Consider the following 17,657-nt stretch of genomic DNA (forward strand, 5'->3'; position numbering starts at 1 on the left):
ATTGTGGTGCAGGTGAATACGGGTCAGACGATCTTGACGGTGGCGCCGGCCGCGGCGGCGGAGCCGGCGATGGCGGCGGCGACCCGCATGCTGTGGACCCCGGTGTCGAAGCCGGGCAGCGGGCCGAGGGCATCGATCCCGGCGATCTGGTCGAGGAAGGCGCGCGCCTGGTAGGCGAAGAACTCCGCCTTGCCGTGGCCGACGCCGCCGGCGTCCATCGGCAGCCCACCTCGGATGTAGGGATGGTCGGGTCCGATGATGACGCGCCGGGAGCCGCCGAGCGCCGGGTTGTCGCCGGCCAGGGAGATCTGGAACTCGGCCGGCCGGGAGAGGTCCCAGGACACCGATCCCTCGGTGCCGAAGGCCTCGAAGCCCAGGCCGTCGGGCAGGTTGTGCGCGACCCGCGAAGCCGAGAAGGTGCCGACGGCGCCATTGGCGAAAGTGGCCGTGAAGGTGGCGATGTCGTCGTTCTCGACCGGTGCGTTCTCGTCGCTTACGGCGCCCTTGGTGTGACCGTAGGTGGTGCCCAGCGGGATCGGTCGCTCGGTGATCACGGTGTGGAAAACCGCTCCGGACACCTCCACGATCGGCCCGAAGATGAATTCCGAGAGATCGAGCAGGTGGCTACCCACGTCGGCGAGCGCACCGGTCCCCGGTCCGCCACGGTGGCGCCAGGTGATCGGCGAGGTCGGGTCGAGTCCGTAGTCGCACCAGTAGTGGCCGTTGAAATGGATCGGCGCGCCGATGGTCTGTGCGGCCACTTCGCGGCGGATCTGTTCCACCGCCGGTGAGCGACGGTACGTGTAGCCCACGGCGGCAACCGAATCCGGCGCATCCTCGGCTGCGGTCACCATGGCCTCGGCGTCGGCGAGTGACGCGGCGAGCGGCTTCTCGCACAGGACATGCTTACCCGCGGCAAGTAGGCCCTCCACCATCTCCCGGTGCAGGTGATTGGCGACGACGACGCTCACCGCGTGGACGTCCGGCGCATCCGCGAGCGCCCGCCAGTCGTATTCGGCGCGTTCATAGCCGTAGCGTCGGGCGGTTTCGTCGGCGACGGCGGGGTTGGCGTCGGCGATGGCCACCAGACGCACGTCGGGGCGGTCGACGTCGAACAGCGTCGACGCCATCCGGTAGCCGGCCGCGTGCGCGCGGCCGGCCATGCCGCCGCCGATGACGGCGACGCCAACGGGATCCTGGCTCATGGTTTCTCCTTGAAGTGCAAGAGGCGATGTGAATGCGCACGTCGAGCGCGCTAGACCGGTTTAGTAGACCGGTATAGTACGATACTATGACGGCGGTCACCCGCCGCTGTCAACACCCACGCCGCACCGAAGAAGGAGAACGACCGCCGATGGCCACTCGCGGGCGCGTCACGATGGCCGATGTCGCCGATCACGTCGGCGTCTCCAAGGCGACCGTCTCATTGGTGTTCCGGCAGGCGCCCGGGGTCGGCGACGACACCCGGGCCGCGGTCATGGCCGCCGCCGACGAACTCGGGTACCGGGTCAATCGCACCGCGGCACTGATGACCGCGCGGCGCACGCACCTGATCGGCGCGGTCGCCCAGATCCGCAACAGCTTTCACGCCGAACTCGTCGAGCAGTTGGTCCGCGCGGCCGATGCCGCCGGATACGAGATCGTGCTCGGTGCGGTCACCCCGACGCACGGCGAGAATCGCGTCGTCGACACACTTCTCGATTTCCGTTGCGAGGCAATGCTGCTCATCGGCACCGAACTGCCCGACGCCCAGATCGGCGAGTTGGCCACACGCGTACCGACCGTCGCGGTGGGCCGTCGCGTCGGCGGTCCGGACGTCGATGCCGTGCGCACCGATGATGCGCAGGGCATCGCGCAGGTGGTCGACCATCTCTACCGACTGGGGCATCGCCGGATCGTCCACGTGTCGGGCGGGTCGGGCGCGATCGCCGCCGACCGTCGCGCCGGCTTTCTGCGCGCGCTACGGTCCTACGATCTCGCACACTCCGGGTCGGTCATCGAATCCGACGGCTTCACCGAGGCCGCGGGCATGACGGCCGGACACTCGCTGCTCGCCGGAGACCTGCCGACGGCCGTCGTGTGTGCCAACGACCTACTGGCGGTCGGGGCCCTCGACGTGCTCCGCTCCGCGGGAGTCGCGGTGCCGGAGCAGGTCTCGATCACCGGCTACGACGACAGTCCGCTGGCACGACTCGGCAACGTCGCGCTCACCACCGTCTCGCAACGCCCTGCCGAACAGGCCGACCGTGCGATCGCCGCCGTCATCGAACGTCTCGACCGAGATCGCACCGAGCGGTCGACCGCCACGCTCACACCCGAACTGGTCGTGCGAGCCACGACGGGTCCTGCCCAGGACTCGACTTTGTCCTGACATCATGATTATCTTTCTGTGACCCGGTTCACCAGAGAGGACCCCTGCCATGACCGCCGATCTGTCGCTTGCCCGTGCCCAACTCCTCACCGACAAGGTGGTGCTCGTCAGCGGCGGAACGCAGGGCCTCGGCGCGCAGATCGTGCGCACCGCCGCCGCAGCCGGCGCGCGTGTCGCCTTCAGCGGCCGCAACGCCGAGAAGGGCAAGCGCCTCGCCGACGAATTCACCGAGTGCCCCGTCCGATTCATCGAGTCCGATCTGAGTGACCCGCAGGGGGCCACCGATTCCGTCACCGCCACCGTCGCCGAGTTCGGCCGGATCGACTGCCTGGTCAATGCCGCGGGAACCACCAGTCGTGGAACACTTCTCGACACCACGCCGGAGCTCTTCGAACAACACGTCGCGGTCAATCTCCGTGCCCGGTTCTTCACGATGGCGGCCGCGGTCCGCGACATGACCGACCGCGGCGCCCCGGGCACGATCGTCAACATCATCACGATGTCCGCGCACGGTGGTCAGCCGTACCTCGCACCCTATGTGGCGTCGAAGGCCGGCCTCATCGGCCTGACCCGCAACGCCGCGCACGCCCACCGCTGGGATCGGATTCGCATCAACGGGCTCAACATCGGCTGGACAGAGACCGAGGGAGAGGCGCAGGTGCAGAAGCGCTTTCACGGTGCGGATGACTCGTGGATCGAGGAGGCCAATGGATCGGTGCCGATGGGCAAGCTAGGCCAGCCCGACGAGACCGCCGATTTCGTGGTGTTCCTGCTGTCCGATCGCAGCGGCGTGGTCACCGGTTCGGTGATCGACTGGGATCAGACCATCCCGGGCGCGTACGACTAACCGAGCGCCGTTGACAGCGCTCCGAATTACGTTGACAGCGCTCCGTATTCCGTTGACAGCGCTCCGTATTCCGTTGACAGCGCCCAGCGAGCACAGTCGGCTACAAGCAAAGCGCTGTCAACGTCAGAGAGAGCGCTGTCAACGCAATCAGGGTTACGCGGGGACCTCGGCGACGTCGTGGCCGACCCGGACGGCCTTGCCACCATTGTTCATCGATTCGATGAGTGCGTCGGCCACGACCGCGGCGCGGAGCCCGTCGGCGGCGGTGGCCAGCGTCGGCGGTCGGCCGTCCGCGATGGCACTGATCCACTCGGACAACTCATGTCGGTAGGCGTCGGCGTAGCGGGGGCGCCAGTCGGCCGGGTAGCCGACTGATCGCGTCCGGGCCCGATCGATCACCACCGCGGCGGGCAAGGTCAGTGCCGCGGCGCCGTCCTCGCCGACCACCTCGCAGCGCGTGTCATAGCCGTAGCCCGCGTTGACGAAGACCTCCACGGTGATCAGCACGTCGGATGCGGTGCGCAACAGCATGATCTGCGGGTCGACTCGGCGTCCGGCGTTGCGGCTCGACCGTCCCGCATGCCAACTCACCTCGACGATCGGGGAGCCGAGCAGCCACGGCATCACATCGAGTTCGTGGATGGCCGCGTTCGTGATGGTCGACGCCGAGTCACCGCGCGGATCGGCCGACACGGTGCGGCTGACGCAGTGCGCGACGAGGATCTCGCCGAGATCCCCGGACCTCACGACCCGACGAAGATCGACGTAGGACGGATCGTGGCGCCGCATGAATCCGACGCTGATCAGCCGCTGCCCGCCTCGAATCTCGGCCTCGCACACCTCGCGGGATTCCACCGAGGTGGGCGCCAGCGGCTTCTCGCACAGCACCGGTTTCCCGGCGTCGAGAGCCGCCAGGGTCAGTTCCGCGTGGGTGGAGTCATGTGAGGCGATGACGATGGCATCCACGGCGTCGTCGACGATGAGCGCGGTGGCGTCGCCGAACACCCGCGCTCCCCCGACCGCGGCGGCCACCCGGCGCGCGGCGTCGGAGTTCACGTCGGCGACCGCGGTCACCGCGGCACCGCTGACGTTACGGTGCAGGTTCTCGGCGTGGTCGGCACCCATGATGCCGGTTCCGATGATCCCGACCCGGACCGTCATGCGACGGCCTCCCCGGGGAACACGATGCCGATCTGCGCGCGGATGGCATCCATCGTCTCGAGTGCAGCCACCGCGTCGGCCAGTGGATGGACCTCGGATTCGTTGGCACCGAGACCGATTCGGCGCGCGGCGTCGACCGCCGAGTAGTGCAGCCCGTCCTCATGTGAGCCGTGCTCCTCGTCGTAGGAGAGCACCGCGCCGTCGCGGAGGCGGATCTCGAACGGTCCCGGTTGATAGAAGGGTCCGGGGATGATCACCTCGGCGTCGACGCCGCAGATCGCCGCCGTCGTCGGGGTATCGGACATGATGGTCGTGTTGAGCAGTGCGTGCCCGCCTGTGGTCGACCGCAGTAGCGCCGAGACCTGACCGTTGAGAACGTCATTCGCGGGTGTACCGAGCGCTGTGATCTCCGATGGCCGACCCAGCACCCACTGTCCGAAGGCGACCGGGTACGACCCGAGGTCGAGCATCGGCCCGCCGGCCAGGCTCGGATCGTAGATGCGGTGGTCGGCGGTGAAGAACTCGCCGTGGTCGGCCATCACGGTCCGGATCTCCCCGAGGATTCCGGCGTCGAGGACCTGTTGCAGGACATCGAATTTCGGCAGGAATCGAGTCCACATCGCCTCACCGGCGAAGAGCCCGGTCTCCGCGGATCGCGCGGCGACGGTGCGGGCCTGATCGGCGTTGATACCCAGCGGCTTCTCCACCAGCACATGCTTACCGGCGTCGAGCGCCGCCAGGGCACCCGCCAGATGTTCGGTGTGCGGCGTACACACGTAGACGATGTCCACGCTCGGGTCGGCGAGCAGGTCCGCGTAGGCGCCGTGCGACGCGGGAATGTCGAACTGCCGCGCGAACTCCTCGGCGCGCGCCGCCGAGCGGGAACCGACAGCCGTCACCCGCTGATCGGTGTGCTTGTGCAGTGCCGCGACGAATCGGGATGCGATCCAGCCGGGGCCCAGGATCCCCCAGCGCATCACCGGCGCCGAACGCGCATCGGGTGTGCGTGCGGCGGGCAGAGAGTATGTCACGGAATACCTTTCAACTGAGGGAGAGCGACAGGGCGATCGGTGGATGACACGATGCGACGTACCTGCTTGCCGGCCGCCGCGGAGCGGAGCGCCCACTCGTCGGCAAGGTCGTCATCGAGGGCGATGAGCACCGCGTCGATGTCGGGGTCGTCGAGCAGATCCCCGTACAGCCCGTAGCTGGCGAGGATGCCGAGCCGGTCGGCGATCTGCCAGGCGTTCATGGTCGACGCACTCGCGACGACCTCGATGGAGCCGCTGACCAGAGCGGGGTCGGCGAGGGAGTTCATGACGGTGTCGTCGAGGTGCTCGACCATCAGGCCCCACCGGAGGCGCGGTTCATCGCGTTCGCGCGGCGGCCGCCGACGACGCTTGGGCGCCGCGGTGGTCGCCCGAACGATCAACTCGGGTTCGAGTGCCACGTCACCCAGAAAGCCGCATCCGCCGGGTTCGACGGAATCATCGGTCAGCACTCGACCGACCGCATCGATCGCCGCGGCCGCCAGACCTCCGATGTCCTGCCGGATCGTGGTGAGGTCGACGCCATCGACGCCGGCCAGATGACCGTCGTCGTAACCGACCACCGACATCTCGGCGGGCACCGAGACCCCGTGGGCTCGCATGACATCGATGAAGCCGAAGGCCATGCGGTCGTTGGCGAGGAACACCGCGGTCGGCCGCGGCAATCGATCGAGGAGTTCGCGGGCGACCCGGGCGCCGGCCTCCTCGGTGTAATCACCCCGCAGGATCTGACAGTTCTGCTGCAATCCGGCGGCGGTCATCGCCCCGATGTACCCGCGCTGCCGCTCGGCCGCGCACGGATGGTCACCGCCGCCGATATGCGTGATGGCGCTGTGCCCCAGATCGATCAGATGCTGAACGGCCAGGTGCGCACCCTGCCATTCGTCGGTCCCGATGGTCAGTGCGGGCAGATCGGCGATCCGTTCGCCGATGATGACGGTGGGCAGCGGCAGGTCGAGGGCGTCGTCGTGGGTGGCGCCGACGACGATGAGCGCGTCGCAGTCGACGTCGACGAGATCGGCGATCGCGCGGGCCCGGTTGCGTGCGCGGCCGTGGATGCTCGAGGCGATACGGTAGCGCGGGTGCGACTGTCCCGCTGCGGATTCGGCGACGGCACGCGCGTCGGCGGCGGCGTAGACGGCGTCGACGAGGTCGGCCTCGAAGGGATTCGACGCGTCGAAGACCAGCCCGATGAGCGGCGATCGCACCGGCTCCCGGGACACACACTCCGGGGACACGCTCTGCGTCATGTCGCGATCCTTTCCGTCGGGATTAGCCACTGATGTAATACCGATCACAACCGAATGTCAATACTTTGTCCGGACATTCGGATCAATTCCCGCCCAGGGCGTGGGCTCCCACCCGAGACGGCAGCCGGGCCGCACCGACACCGCAGATGATCATCACCACCGCCAGCGCCAGGAACACCACCGAGTAGCCGCCGGCCGGGAGAGCACCCACGCCACCGCCCACCAGCGCGATGGTCACCGACGCCAGTGCGACACCGAAGGCATTCCCCAACTCCTGCACGGCGGCGTGCAGGGCATTGGCGTCGCCGAGTTGCGTGGCGTCGACGTCGGCGAAGGCCACGGTGTTGTAGGCGGAGAATCCGATCGAGCGCAGCATGCCGGAGACGAACAACCCGATGGCGATGAGCACCGGCGGGGTCTGCTCACCGATCAACGCCAGACCCGCGAACGTGATCGCCGAGGCCACCGCGACGGCCAGCAGCACCTGCCGAATCCCCCACCGGCGCATCAGCGGGGTCGTGGCCGGTTTGATGACGACGTTGCCGGCGAAGAGCGCCGTGACCATCGCGCCCGCGGTCACCGGCGACCAACCCAGCCGCAACTGCAGCATGAGCGGCACCACGAACGGCACGGCACTGATCGCCATCCGGTAACCGGTGCCGTAGCCGATCACCGAACCGAACGACTTCACGCGCAGGACAGCGAGATTGAGCAGTGGATGGGCAGCGCGTCGCAGGTGCCGGATGGTCAGCGCACCGACCACTGCCGCGACGATCACGCCGATCGCGACTACCAACCACCGGATCGGGGCGGCCGTCAGCATTTCGGCGACCGCCATCGCGGCGCCGATCGCGATGATCGCGCCGGCGGCGCCGATCGCGTCGAGCGGCGTGTCTGCGCGCGGCCCGTCGGGCGACAGAATCCTGAGGGCCGCAACGACTCCCAGGACTCCGATGGGAATGTTGATCGCGAAGATCACCCGCCAGTCGGCGTGCTCGACGATCAGCCCGCCGAGCAGTGGCGCGAGCACCGGGGCGACCAGTGCGGGCCAGGTGAGGTAGGCGATCGCGCGGGCCACGTCACCGACGTGTACCGCCCGCAACACCGCGAGCCGACCGACGGGGACCATCATGGCGCCGCCGGCGGCCTGGGCCACCCGCATCCCGATGAGCACCGGAAGTGACGGCGCCAGCGCGCATCCCAGCGATGCCACGGTGAACACGACGAGGGCGGTCAGGAACACCCGCCGCATCCCGAAGCGGTCGGCCAGCCAGCTGCTCAGCGGGATGAGCACGGCGAGTGTGATCAGGTAGGCGGTGACCACGCCGGTGGCGTCGATGGCGTCGACCCCGAGATCGGCGGCCATCGACGGCAACGCGGTGACCACGATGGTGGCGTCGAGGATCTCCATGAACATCGCGCCCGCCCCCAGAAGGGCAAGCGCGCGAGGGAAATCCGCGTGCGGTGTGGCCGCCGCCTCCGATGCCACGTCGTCGGATCCCACACCGGTCACCCGTCGTGCGACACCGATACCGACGACACCGATACCGACGACACCGATGCCGGTGACACCCACGCGCCGTGTTCCACCGACGCCGTCATCGCGTCGAGAACCTCGGCGGCCCGCACCGCGTCGTCGATCGTGGCACCGGCACCGACGGCCGCGACGGCGTCGGGACCGATGATCGACGCGCAGAATCGCGCGGCCTCGATCACCTTGAGGTCGTCGTAGCCCATCGCGGTGGCCGAACCGGGCTGGAATGCGGCGTACTGGCCGTGGCCGGGCCCGACGTATACCGTCGAGGTCGGCAGATCCTGGATGACCCCGGAGGTTCCGCTGCGGCCGATCTCGAGTTCGCCCATGCGCCGGAAGTCCCACCGCAGGACGCCGGTGGTGCCGTGGATCTCGAAACCGTAGGAGTTCTGCTCCCCGACCGAGACACGGCTCGCCTCGAGGACGCATCGGGCGCCGGAGGCCATGCGCAGTTGCGCGGACAGGTAGTCCTCGTTCTCCACCGGCCCACGTTCCCCACCGGTGGCCAACTGGTGTCCCGAGGTGGCACCGGTGGGTTTGGGGCGGGAATCGATGAAGATGGCGGTGTCGGCCACCAGGGAGTCGATGTCGCCGAGGAGATACCAGATGAGATCGGCGCCGTGCGACGCAAGATCTCCGAGCACACCGTTGCCGCCGCGCTCACGTGCGAACCGCCAGCTCAACGCGCCGTCCGGGTGGGCGGCGTAGTCGCTGAACAGGCGGAAGCGGGCGTGGGTGATCTCGCCGATCTCACCGGCGCCGATGATCTCGCGGGCCGCGGCGACCGCCGGAGCGTTGCGGTAGTTGAATCCGACGGCGGTGGCCACACCGGCGGCGTGGGCCGCGTCGGCGACGGCACGTGCATCTGCCGACGAGAGTCCCACCGGCTTCTCGATCCACAGATGCTTGCCGGCAGTGACGACGGCGCAACCGATCTCGCGGTGCAGGAAGTTGGGCGCGGTCACGCTGACCGCGGCGATCGAGTTGTCGGCGACCAGATCTCGCCAGTCGGTGACGAAGCCGGCGTCGAACTGTGCGGCGGCGGTGGCCGCGCGGTCGGCGACCTCGTCGGCGATGGTCATCAGCCGGGGCGCCGGGGTCAGGTGCGGATAGTGATGCCGCAGGCGCGCATACGCTTGGGCATGCGCCCGGCCCATCCACCCGAATCCGATGATGCCGACCGGTAGTGCAGTGGCCGCCGAACCGTCGGCCGTCGGCTGGGCATCGGGAATCGTGGTTGCTGTCATGGGAACGCATCCTTTCGTCACATGAGGGTGTTGTGATCCGTACCACCGATCATGCCAGGTTCGAATGTCCTGACAAAGTCTTGACTTTTGGTTGTGGTCTGTCGCACAGTGGAGGGGCACCGCCCGAGTGGCCCGCCCACCGCACATGACTTTCGACCAGGAGCGATTCGTGACCACAGACCGCCCATCAGCCCGCTTCGACGTGCTGGCGATCGGACGCAGCGGCGTCGACATCTATCCGCAGCAGATCGGCGTCGGCCTCGAGGACGTCACCAGCTTCGGCAAGTTCCTCGGCGGCAGCGCCGCCAACGTGACCGTCGCCGCGGCCCGTCTCGGTGATCACTCGGCCCTGATCTCCGGCGTCGGCGACGACCCGTTCGGCCGCTTCGTGCGCGCCGAACTGAGCCGCCTCGGCGTCGACAACCGTTACGTCGGCGTCGACGACACCTATGCCACGCCGGTGACGTTCTGCGAGATCTACCCGCCGGATGACTTCCCGCTGTACTTCTACCGCAAGCCCACCGCCCCCGACCTGCAGGTCGAGGTCGCCGACATCGACACCGACGCCGTGGCCGATGCCCGTCTCTACTGGTCGACGGTGACGGGCCTGTCCGAAGAGCCTTCGCGCAGTGCACATTTCGCCGCGTGGGAAAGTCGCGCCCGCCGGCCGCTCACCGTACTCGATCTGGACTACCGGCCGATGTTCTGGGACACCCCCGCCGCCGCCACCGAGCAGGTGCAGCGCGCGCTGGGACACGTGACCGTCGCCGTCGGCAACCGCGAGGAGTGCGAGATCGCCGTCGGTGAAACCGATCCCCACAAGGCCGCCGACGCGCTGCTCGACCTCGGAGTCGAACTCGCCATCGTCAAGCAGGGCCCGCGCGGCGTGCTCGGCAAGACCCGCCATGAAACGGTCGAGGTCGCACCGATCCCCGTCGATGTGATCAACGGACTCGGTGCCGGCGACAGCTTCGGCGGATCGCTGTGCCACGGCCTGCTCGCCGACTGGCCGCTGGAGAAGATCCTCCTGCACGCCAACGCCGCCGGCGCCATCGTCGCCGGACGCCTCGAATGTTCCACCGCCATGCCGACGGCCGACGAGGTCGCCGCACTCGCAGCCACAGCCCAGGAGCACATCCATGCCTGAACTCGCCACCGCGATCACCCCCGCCCCCACCGACTACCTCGCCGACGCGCCCCTGTGCGCCGACTACGCCGACGTCACCGCGATCCGGGCGCAGCGCCCGCACGTCATCGCCGAGGCGTGGGCCCGGCGCCGGCGCCGCGACACCGTCATCGGCGACGACCGCCTGATGATCGTCGCCGCCGACCATCCCGCCCGCGGTGCCCTGTCGGTCGGCAAGAATCAGACCGCGATGAACAGCCGCACCGATCTGCTCGACCGGTTGCGGACGGCGCTGGCCAATCCCGGTGTCGACGGGGTGCTGGCCACGTCCGACATCCTCGAGGACCTGCTGCTGCTCGGCGCGCTGGAGGGCAAGGTGGTGTTCTCATCGATGAACCGCGGCGGCCTCGCCGGCGCCTCGTTCGAACTCGACGACCGGATGACCGCCGCCACCGCGGGCTGGACCGTCGAGGCCGGACTCAACGGCGCCAAGATGCTCTGCCGCGTCGACCTCGACGACCCCGGCACCCTGAACATGATGACCTCGTGTGCCGCGGCCGTCGATGAGCTCGCCGCCGGCAACGTCATCGCGATGCTGGAACCGTTCCTGTCCAACCGGATCGAGGGCAAGGTCCGCAACGACCTCACCGCCGACGCGGTGATCAAGTCGATGCACATCATCCAGGGCCTCGGCTCCACCTCGGCCTACACCTGGCTCAAGCTGCCGGTGGTCGACGAGATGGAGCGCGTCATGGACGCCACCACCATGCCGACCCTGCTGCTCGGCGGCGACCCGCAGACCGCGCCGGAGGAGACATACGCCAGTTGGGAACGCGCACTGGCCATCCCGTCGGTCCGGGGGCTCATCGTCGGCCGCACCCTGCTCTACCCCGCCGACGACGACGTGGCCATCGCCGTCGACACCGCCGTCAATCTGGTGAAGTGAGGGTCTCAGGCGTGAACAGCAAGTACTACATCCCCGCGGGAAGTGCGACGGCCCCATTGGCCGTCGATGTCACCCCGGAGTCGGCCGGCTGGACCGAGTCCTCGCTCTGGGTGGTCGAATTGGATGCCGGCGAATCGGTGACGCGGCGGTCGGGACCGGACGAGATCATCGTCATCCCGCTGTCCGGATCGGCGGTCGTCGCGTGTGACGGCCGGCAGTTCGAACTCGAGGGCCGGGCAAGCGTTTTCGACGGTCCCAGCGACTTCGCCTACGTCGGCCGCGACTCCGAGTTCTCCGTCACCAGCGCCGACGGTGGCCGCTTCGCCCTGTGCGGAGCGCGGGCATCGACGACGCTCCCTTTCCGGTACGGCCCGAAAGCCGCTGTGCCCGTAGAACTCCGTGGCGCGGGGAACTGCAGCCGGCAGGTCCACAACTTCGGTACCGCCGATGCCTTCGAGGCCGATTCGCTGATCGCCTGCGAGGTCATCACCCCCGGCGGCAACTGGTCGAGCTATCCCGCACACAAGCACGACGAGAACTCCGAGGTCGAGTCGCAGCTCGAGGAGATCTACTACTTCGAGATCCAGGAGAACAGCGGCACAGCGGGTTTCGGCTATCACCGCGTGTACGGCACCCCCGAACGCCCGATCGAGGTCCTCGAGGAGGTGCGCAGCGGTGACGTCGTCCTCGTGCCCCACGGCTATCACGGCCCGTCGATCGCCGCGCCCGGCTATCACATGTACTACCTCAATGTGATGGCCGGACCGGGCGAGGAGCGCGCCTGGAAGATCTGTGACGATCCCGCACACACTTGGCTGCGGGACAGCTGGGAGCACCAGGAGATCGACCCGCGTCTACCCTTTCCGCTGGTCGAGTAGCACCCACCCCACCGCCAATCGAGTAGCACCCCAACCCACCACCCGCTGATCGAGTAGCCCCGAGGAACGAGGGCGTATCGAGATCACCGACCAACACCGACCACCCGCTGATCGAGTAGCCCCGAGGAACGAGGGGCGTATCGAGATCACCGACCAACACCGACCACCCGCTGATCGAGTAGCCCCGAGGAACGAGGGGCGTATCGAGATCACCGACCATCACCCACCGAGAAGGAAGACCCATCGTGGCACCGATCAACCAGGGACGCGCCGGCGGCGTGACCGGCGTCCGTACCGCACACGGTGAACCGACCATCCGCCTGACCGTCGCGCAGGCCACCGTGCGGTTCCTGGCCAACCAGTACGTCGAACGTGACGGGCAGCGGTCGAAGTTCTTCGCCGGCTGCTTCGGCATCTTCGGCCACGGCAATGTCGCCGGACTGGGGCAGGCGCTGTTGCAGCAGGAGGTCGACGACGTCAACTCAGGCGCGGAGCCCTCCCTGAAGTATGTGCTCGGCCGCAATGAGCAGGCCATGGTGCATTCCGCGGTGGGTTATGCCCGGATGAAGGATCGGCTGCAGGCGTGGGCCGTGACCGCCTCGGTCGGCCCCGGCGCCACCAACATGCTCACCGGTGCCGCGCTGGCGACCATCAACCGCATTCCGGTGCTGTTGTTGCCCGCCGACACCTTCGCCACCCGCGCCACCTCCCCGGTGCTGCAGGAACTCGAGCTCCCGTCGTCGGGCGATGTCACCGTCAACGACGCCTTCAAGCCGGTGTCGCGCTACTTCGACCGCGTCTGGCGTCCCGAACAACTGCCCGGCGCCCTACTCGGTGCGATGCGGGTGCTCACCGACCCGGTGGAGACCGGGGCGGCGACCGTCGCCATCCCGCAGGATGTGCAGGCCGAGGCCTTCGACTTCCCGGAATCACTGTTCGCCGAACGCACCTGGCACATCGCCCGCCCGCTCCCGGAGAAGCGCGTCATCGCCGAGGCCGCCGAGATCATCCGCTCCGCGAAGCGACCGCTGATCGTCGCCGGCGGTGGCGTGATCTACTCCGGAGCCACCGAGGCCCTGGCCGAATTCTGCACGCGCACCGGCATTCCCGTGGGACAGAGTCAGGCAGGCAAGGGCTCACTGCCTTATGACCACCCGCAGTCGGTGGGTGCCATCGGTTCCACCGGCACCACCGCCGCCAACGCCCTGGCCGCCGACGCCGACGTCGTGATCGGGATCGGCACGCGCTACAGCGATTTCACCACCGCGTCGCGTACCGCATTCACCGGTGCGGGCGTGCGGTTCGTCAACATCAACGTTGCCTCCCTGGATTCGGTGAAGCACTCCGGCTACAGCGTCGTCGCCGACGCCCGTGAGTCGATCGAGGCGCTCGATGCGTTGCTCGACGGCCACAGTGTCGACCCGGCGTATCGTGCACGGGTCGCTGAGCTCGCCGCCGAGTGGGATCGCATTGTCGAGCAGGCATATTCGCCGACGACCACCGGTGTGAACATCGCCACCGGCGAGGAGGCCCTCACCCAGGGTTCGGTGATCGGGCTGGTCAACGAGACCTCCGATCCCCGCGACGTGGTGGTGTGCGCCGCCGGCTCCATGCCCGGCGACCTGCATAAACTCTGGCGCACTCGCGATTCCAAGGGCTATCACGTCGAATACGGATACTCCTGCATGGGATACGAGGTGGCCGGCGGACTCGGGGTCAAGATGGCCAGCCCGGACCGCGATGTCTTCGTGATGGTCGGCGACGGCTCCTATCTGATGATGGCAACCGAGTTGGTCACCGCGGTCCAGGAGAATCTGAAGGTCATCGTCGTGCTGGTCCAGAACCACGGCTTCGCCTCCATCGGATCGCTGTCGGAATCGTTGGGGTCCCAGCGATTCGGCACCGACTACCGTTACCGCGGCGACTCCGGACGACTCGACGGCTCGACGTTGCCGATCGACCTCGCAGCCAACGCCGCATCGCTGGGCGCCGACGTCATCCGTGCCACCACCGCCGCGGAGTTCACCGATGCCATCAAGGCGGCCAAGGCAGCCGAGCGCACCACCGTCATCCACGTCGAGACCGATCCGCTGATCGGGGCCCCCGACAGTGAATCCTGGTGGGATGTACCGGTATCGGAGGTCTCCACGCTGGACTCCACCCAGCAGGCCTACGGCGTCTACGAACAGTGGAAGGCAGTCCAGCGACCGTACCTGTCCCCCACCAACACCCAGAACACCCCCACTCAGATCGACACCGGTCAGACCAACCCCACTCTGATCAACGGAGCTCAGTGATGTCGAAGATTCTCGTGGGTTCAGCCCCCGACTCGTGGGGAGTCTGGTTTCCCGACGATCCGCAGCAGACCCCCTACACCCGATTCCTCGACGAGGTCGCCGCGTCCGGCTACGAGTGGATCGAGTTGGGCCCCTTCGGATACCTGCCGACCGACCCGGATCAGCTGCTCACCGAACTCGGAGCGCGCGCTCTGAAGCTCTCGGCCGGAACGGTTTTCGAACATCTGCATCAGGACGACTCATGGGATGCGGTGTGGAGCCAGATCGAGGATGTGGCCAAGCTGACCGCGGCCGTCGGCGGTAAGCACGTCGTGGTGATCCCGGAGATGTGGCGTGATCCCGCCACCGGTGCGGTCCTCGAGGACCGTGACCTCACCGACGAGCAGTGGCGCAAGAAGACCAACGGCATGAATGAGCTCGGCAAGGCGATGTTCGAGAAGTACGGTGTCCGTGCGCAATACCATCCGCATGCCGACTCGCACGTGGACACCGAGGCGAACATCTACCGGTTCCTGGAGAACACCGACGGCGAGTTCGTGAACCTGTGCCTGGACACCGGCCACGTCAGCTACTGCGGAGGCGACAACATCGCCATCATCCGCAAGCATCCCGAACGCATCGGGTATCTGCACCTCAAGCAGGTCAACGAGGAGGTCCGCGCGAAGGTCTCCGCCGACGACCTGCCCTTCGGTGAGGCCGTCAAACTCGGCGCCATGACCGAACCGCCGATGGGCATCCCGGAGATGCCGCCGCTGCTCGAGGCCGTGGCCGACCTCGACATCGACATCTTCGGCATCGTCGAGCAGGACATGTACCCGTGCTCACCCGACGCTCCGCTGCCGATCGCCCAGCGCACCCAGAAGTACCTGGGTTCGTGCGGGGTGCCGGCCGTCGCGTTCCGATAGTCATTCAGTCCGACACCACATTTCACGGAGAACACCATGACCGACCTGCGTATCGCAGTCCTGGGCGTTGGCATGATGGGTGCCGATCATGTCGCCCGCATCACCGACCGCATCAAGGGCGCCACCGTCACCGTCCTCAACGACTACTTCCCGGAGAAGGCCGAGGAACTCGCGGCCACCATTCCCGGGTGCCGGGTGATCAACGACCCGCTCGATGCGATCGCCGACGCGGATGTCGACGCTGTCATCCTGGCCACCCCCGGCCCCACCCATGAGAAGCAGCTGCTGGCGTGCCTCGAGGCCGGCAAGCCGGTGATGTGCGAGAAGCCGCTGACCACCGATGTGGCGACCTCGCTGGAGATCGTCAAGCGCGAAGCAGAGCTGGGCCGCAAGCTGATCCAGGTCGGCTTCATGCGCCGATTCGACGCCGAGTACGCGCAACTGAAGGACCTCATCGACGCCGGCACCTTCGGTCAGCTCCTCGTCGCCCACTGCGTGCACCGCAATCCCGCGGTGCCGCCGAGCTTCGACTCGGCGATGATCGTCAAGGATTCGATCGTGCACGAGGTGGACGTCACCCGCTTCCTCTTCGACGAGGAGATCGCCTCGGTGCAGATCAACGCCCCGGGCTCGAATCCCTCGGCACCCCAGGGCCTCAAGGATCCGCAGATCGCGATCTTCACCACCGAATCGGGTCGGCACATCGACGTCGAGTGCTTCGTCACGACCGGTGTAGCCTACGAGGTGCGCACCGAGGTCGTCGGCGAATTCGGTTCGGCCTTCATCGGTCTCGACCAGGGCGGGGTGATCCGCAAGCAACGCAATCCCGGTGTCGCGGTATCCGGGGACGGCCGGAAGGTGGCCGGGATCTGGGGAGGCGACATCACGCCGTCGTTCGTCGAACGTTTCGGTGCCGCCTATGACGCGGAGATCCAACGATGGGTCAACGCGGTCAAGGCCGGGACCAACGTCGACGGCCCGGGTGCGTGGGACGGCTACGCCGCTGCCGCAGTGTGTGCGGCCGGTGTGCAGGCCCTCGAGACCGGTGAGGTAGTCACCGTGGACATGGTGTCGCGCAATTCGATCGAAGGAGCATGACGATGAAGGTCGCACTCGATCCCACCCCGTATCATCACGATTATTCGCTGCTCGAACTCCCCCGCGTCGTCGCCGATCTCGGCTACGAGTATCTGCAGTTGACCCCGCACGTGGACATGATCCCGTTCTTCAATCACCCCAAGGCCGACGACGACCTCGTTGCCAGGTTCCGCAGGGCGTGCAAGGATGCCGGCGTCGGTATCGCCTCGGTGCTGCCGGTGCTGCGGTGGTCGGGCCCCGACGAGGACGCCCGCGAGGCGGCGGTGCGCTATTGGAAGCGCGCCATCCAGATCACCGTCGATCTCGGTGTGAACGTGATGAACACCGAATTCTCCGGTCGCCCGGAGAAGCCGGAGGAATCCGAACGGGCCTTCTACCGGTCGATGGAGGAACTCGTCCCCATCATCGAACGTGAGGGAATCGACGTCCGGATCGATCCGCACCCAGACGATTTCGTCGAGGACGGTCTCGCCGCGATCCGGATGATCCGCGGGATCAATTCGAAGAACTTCGGCCTGGTCTACGTGGCCTGCCATTCGTTCCACATGGGCGGCAACATGCGTGAGATCATGACGACCGCCGGCGACATGCTGCGTCTCGTGCACGTCGCCGACACCATGGATCACCATGCGTCCCATGGTCTTCGGTACATCACCAACCCGCCGGGCAACGCGGTCCGCGTCCACCAGCACCTGAAGATCGGTGACGGTGACGTCAATTGGGACGAGTTCTTCGGCACACTCGGCGAGATCGGCTTCTACGACCGCGACGATACCGTCATGGTGTCGAGCGTGTTCGCCGAGAACGAGAACGCCGACGAGGTCTCGCGCTACCAGCTCAAGACCATGACCGATTACGTCACCAAGTTCAGCAGCTGAGTCACCACCACGCCCACCCCACTCCTTCCCTTCCCCGCTGGTCGGGTAGCCACGAGCGAGCGCAGCGAGC

At 67.5% G+C, this 17,657-nt stretch carries 15 protein-coding genes; 9 read left to right on the forward strand and 6 right to left on the reverse strand.

Features of this window, described 5'->3' with window-relative positions; genetic code table 11:
• Positions 1 to 23 precede the first annotated feature (23 nt).
• Positions 24 to 1,205, reverse strand: coding sequence for a Gfo/Idh/MocA family protein (locus tag ABLE92_RS09245; RefSeq protein WP_348804447.1), 1,182 nt, complete (start codon positions 1,203 to 1,205; stop codon positions 24 to 26).
• 149 nt (positions 1,206 to 1,354) lie between these two features.
• On the opposite strand from ABLE92_RS09245, the gene ABLE92_RS09250 reads away from it, so the two are divergent.
• Together ABLE92_RS09250 and ABLE92_RS09255 are read left to right on the forward strand one after the other, a co-directional pair.
• Positions 1,355 to 2,371 (forward strand): LacI family DNA-binding transcriptional regulator, encoded by a 1,017-nt coding sequence (locus tag ABLE92_RS09250; RefSeq protein ID WP_348804448.1) that lies wholly within the window; start codon positions 1,355 to 1,357, stop codon positions 2,369 to 2,371.
• A 49-nt stretch (positions 2,372 to 2,420) separates the two neighbouring features.
• Positions 2,421 to 3,218, forward strand: coding sequence for an SDR family oxidoreductase (locus ABLE92_RS09255; protein ID WP_348804449.1), 798 nt, complete (start codon positions 2,421 to 2,423; stop codon positions 3,216 to 3,218).
• A gap of 153 nt (positions 3,219 to 3,371) precedes the next feature.
• On the opposite strand, the gene ABLE92_RS09260 is transcribed toward ABLE92_RS09255, so the two are convergent.
• The 5 genes from ABLE92_RS09260 to ABLE92_RS09280 all read right to left on the reverse strand — a co-directional run bounded on the left by ABLE92_RS09260 (position 3,372) and on the right by ABLE92_RS09280 (position 9,459).
• The gene (locus tag ABLE92_RS09260) at positions 3,372 to 4,379 is read right to left on the reverse strand and encodes a Gfo/Idh/MocA family oxidoreductase (RefSeq protein ID WP_348804450.1); all 1,008 of its coding nucleotides are present in this window, start codon (positions 4,377 to 4,379) and stop codon (positions 3,372 to 3,374) included.
• Positions 4,376 to 5,410, reverse strand: a complete 1,035-nt coding sequence (locus ABLE92_RS09265) for a Gfo/Idh/MocA family protein (protein ID WP_348804451.1) — start codon at positions 5,408 to 5,410, stop codon at positions 4,376 to 4,378. Before ABLE92_RS09265 ends, ABLE92_RS09260 begins: the two co-directional genes overlap by 4 nt.
• Positions 5,407 to 6,678, reverse strand: coding sequence for a LacI family DNA-binding transcriptional regulator (locus tag ABLE92_RS09270; RefSeq protein ID WP_348804452.1), 1,272 nt, complete (start codon positions 6,676 to 6,678; stop codon positions 5,407 to 5,409). Before ABLE92_RS09270 ends, ABLE92_RS09265 begins: the two co-directional genes overlap by 4 nt.
• Before the next feature lie 82 nt (positions 6,679 to 6,760).
• On the reverse strand, positions 6,761 to 8,209 hold the full coding sequence (locus ABLE92_RS09275; protein WP_425476221.1) for an MFS transporter: 1,449 nt from the start codon (positions 8,207 to 8,209) through the stop codon (positions 6,761 to 6,763).
• Complete coding sequence (locus tag ABLE92_RS09280; protein ID WP_348804454.1) at positions 8,188 to 9,459, reverse strand: Gfo/Idh/MocA family protein; 1,272 nt, start codon at positions 9,457 to 9,459, stop codon at positions 8,188 to 8,190. Before ABLE92_RS09280 ends, ABLE92_RS09275 begins: the two co-directional genes overlap by 22 nt.
• A 145-nt stretch (positions 9,460 to 9,604) precedes the next feature.
• Between ABLE92_RS09280 and iolC the strand changes: the two genes are divergently transcribed.
• The 7 genes from iolC (at position 9,605) to ABLE92_RS09315 (ending at position 17,587) form a co-directional block, all read left to right on the forward strand.
• Positions 9,605 to 10,606: a 5-dehydro-2-deoxygluconokinase gene (gene iolC / locus ABLE92_RS09285; RefSeq protein WP_425476218.1), complete on the forward strand. Its 1,002-nt coding sequence runs from the start codon at positions 9,605 to 9,607 to the stop codon at positions 10,604 to 10,606.
• The gene (locus ABLE92_RS09290; protein WP_348804456.1) at positions 10,599 to 11,531 is read left to right on the forward strand and encodes a Cgl0159 family (beta/alpha)8-fold protein; all 933 of its coding nucleotides are present in this window, start codon (positions 10,599 to 10,601) and stop codon (positions 11,529 to 11,531) included. Before iolC ends, ABLE92_RS09290 begins: the two co-directional genes overlap by 8 nt.
• An 11-nt stretch (positions 11,532 to 11,542) precedes the next feature.
• Positions 11,543 to 12,409, forward strand: coding sequence for a 5-deoxy-glucuronate isomerase (iolB, locus tag ABLE92_RS09295; RefSeq protein ID WP_348804457.1), 867 nt, complete (start codon positions 11,543 to 11,545; stop codon positions 12,407 to 12,409).
• A gap of 254 nt (positions 12,410 to 12,663) precedes the next feature.
• Positions 12,664 to 14,706, forward strand: coding sequence for a 3D-(3,5/4)-trihydroxycyclohexane-1,2-dione acylhydrolase (decyclizing) (iolD, locus tag ABLE92_RS09300; protein WP_348804578.1), 2,043 nt, complete (start codon positions 12,664 to 12,666; stop codon positions 14,704 to 14,706).
• Positions 14,706 to 15,611 carry a sugar phosphate isomerase/epimerase family protein gene (locus tag ABLE92_RS09305; RefSeq protein WP_348804458.1) on the forward strand — a complete coding sequence of 302 codons (906 nt, stop codon included), beginning with the start codon at positions 14,706 to 14,708 and terminating at the stop codon, positions 15,609 to 15,611. Before iolD ends, ABLE92_RS09305 begins: the two co-directional genes overlap by 1 nt.
• A gap of 36 nt (positions 15,612 to 15,647) precedes the next feature.
• Positions 15,648 to 16,709, forward strand: coding sequence for a Gfo/Idh/MocA family protein (locus ABLE92_RS09310; RefSeq protein WP_348804459.1), 1,062 nt, complete (start codon positions 15,648 to 15,650; stop codon positions 16,707 to 16,709).
• A 2-nt stretch (positions 16,710 to 16,711) separates the two neighbouring features.
• Positions 16,712 to 17,587: a sugar phosphate isomerase/epimerase family protein gene (locus ABLE92_RS09315; protein ID WP_348804460.1), complete on the forward strand. Its 876-nt coding sequence runs from the start codon at positions 16,712 to 16,714 to the stop codon at positions 17,585 to 17,587.
• Positions 17,588 to 17,657: the final 70 nt, after the last annotated feature.

The sequence above is a fragment of the Gordonia oleivorans genome (assembly GCF_040044975.1).
Taxonomy (GTDB): Bacteria; Actinomycetota; Actinomycetes; order Mycobacteriales; family Mycobacteriaceae; genus Gordonia; species Gordonia oleivorans.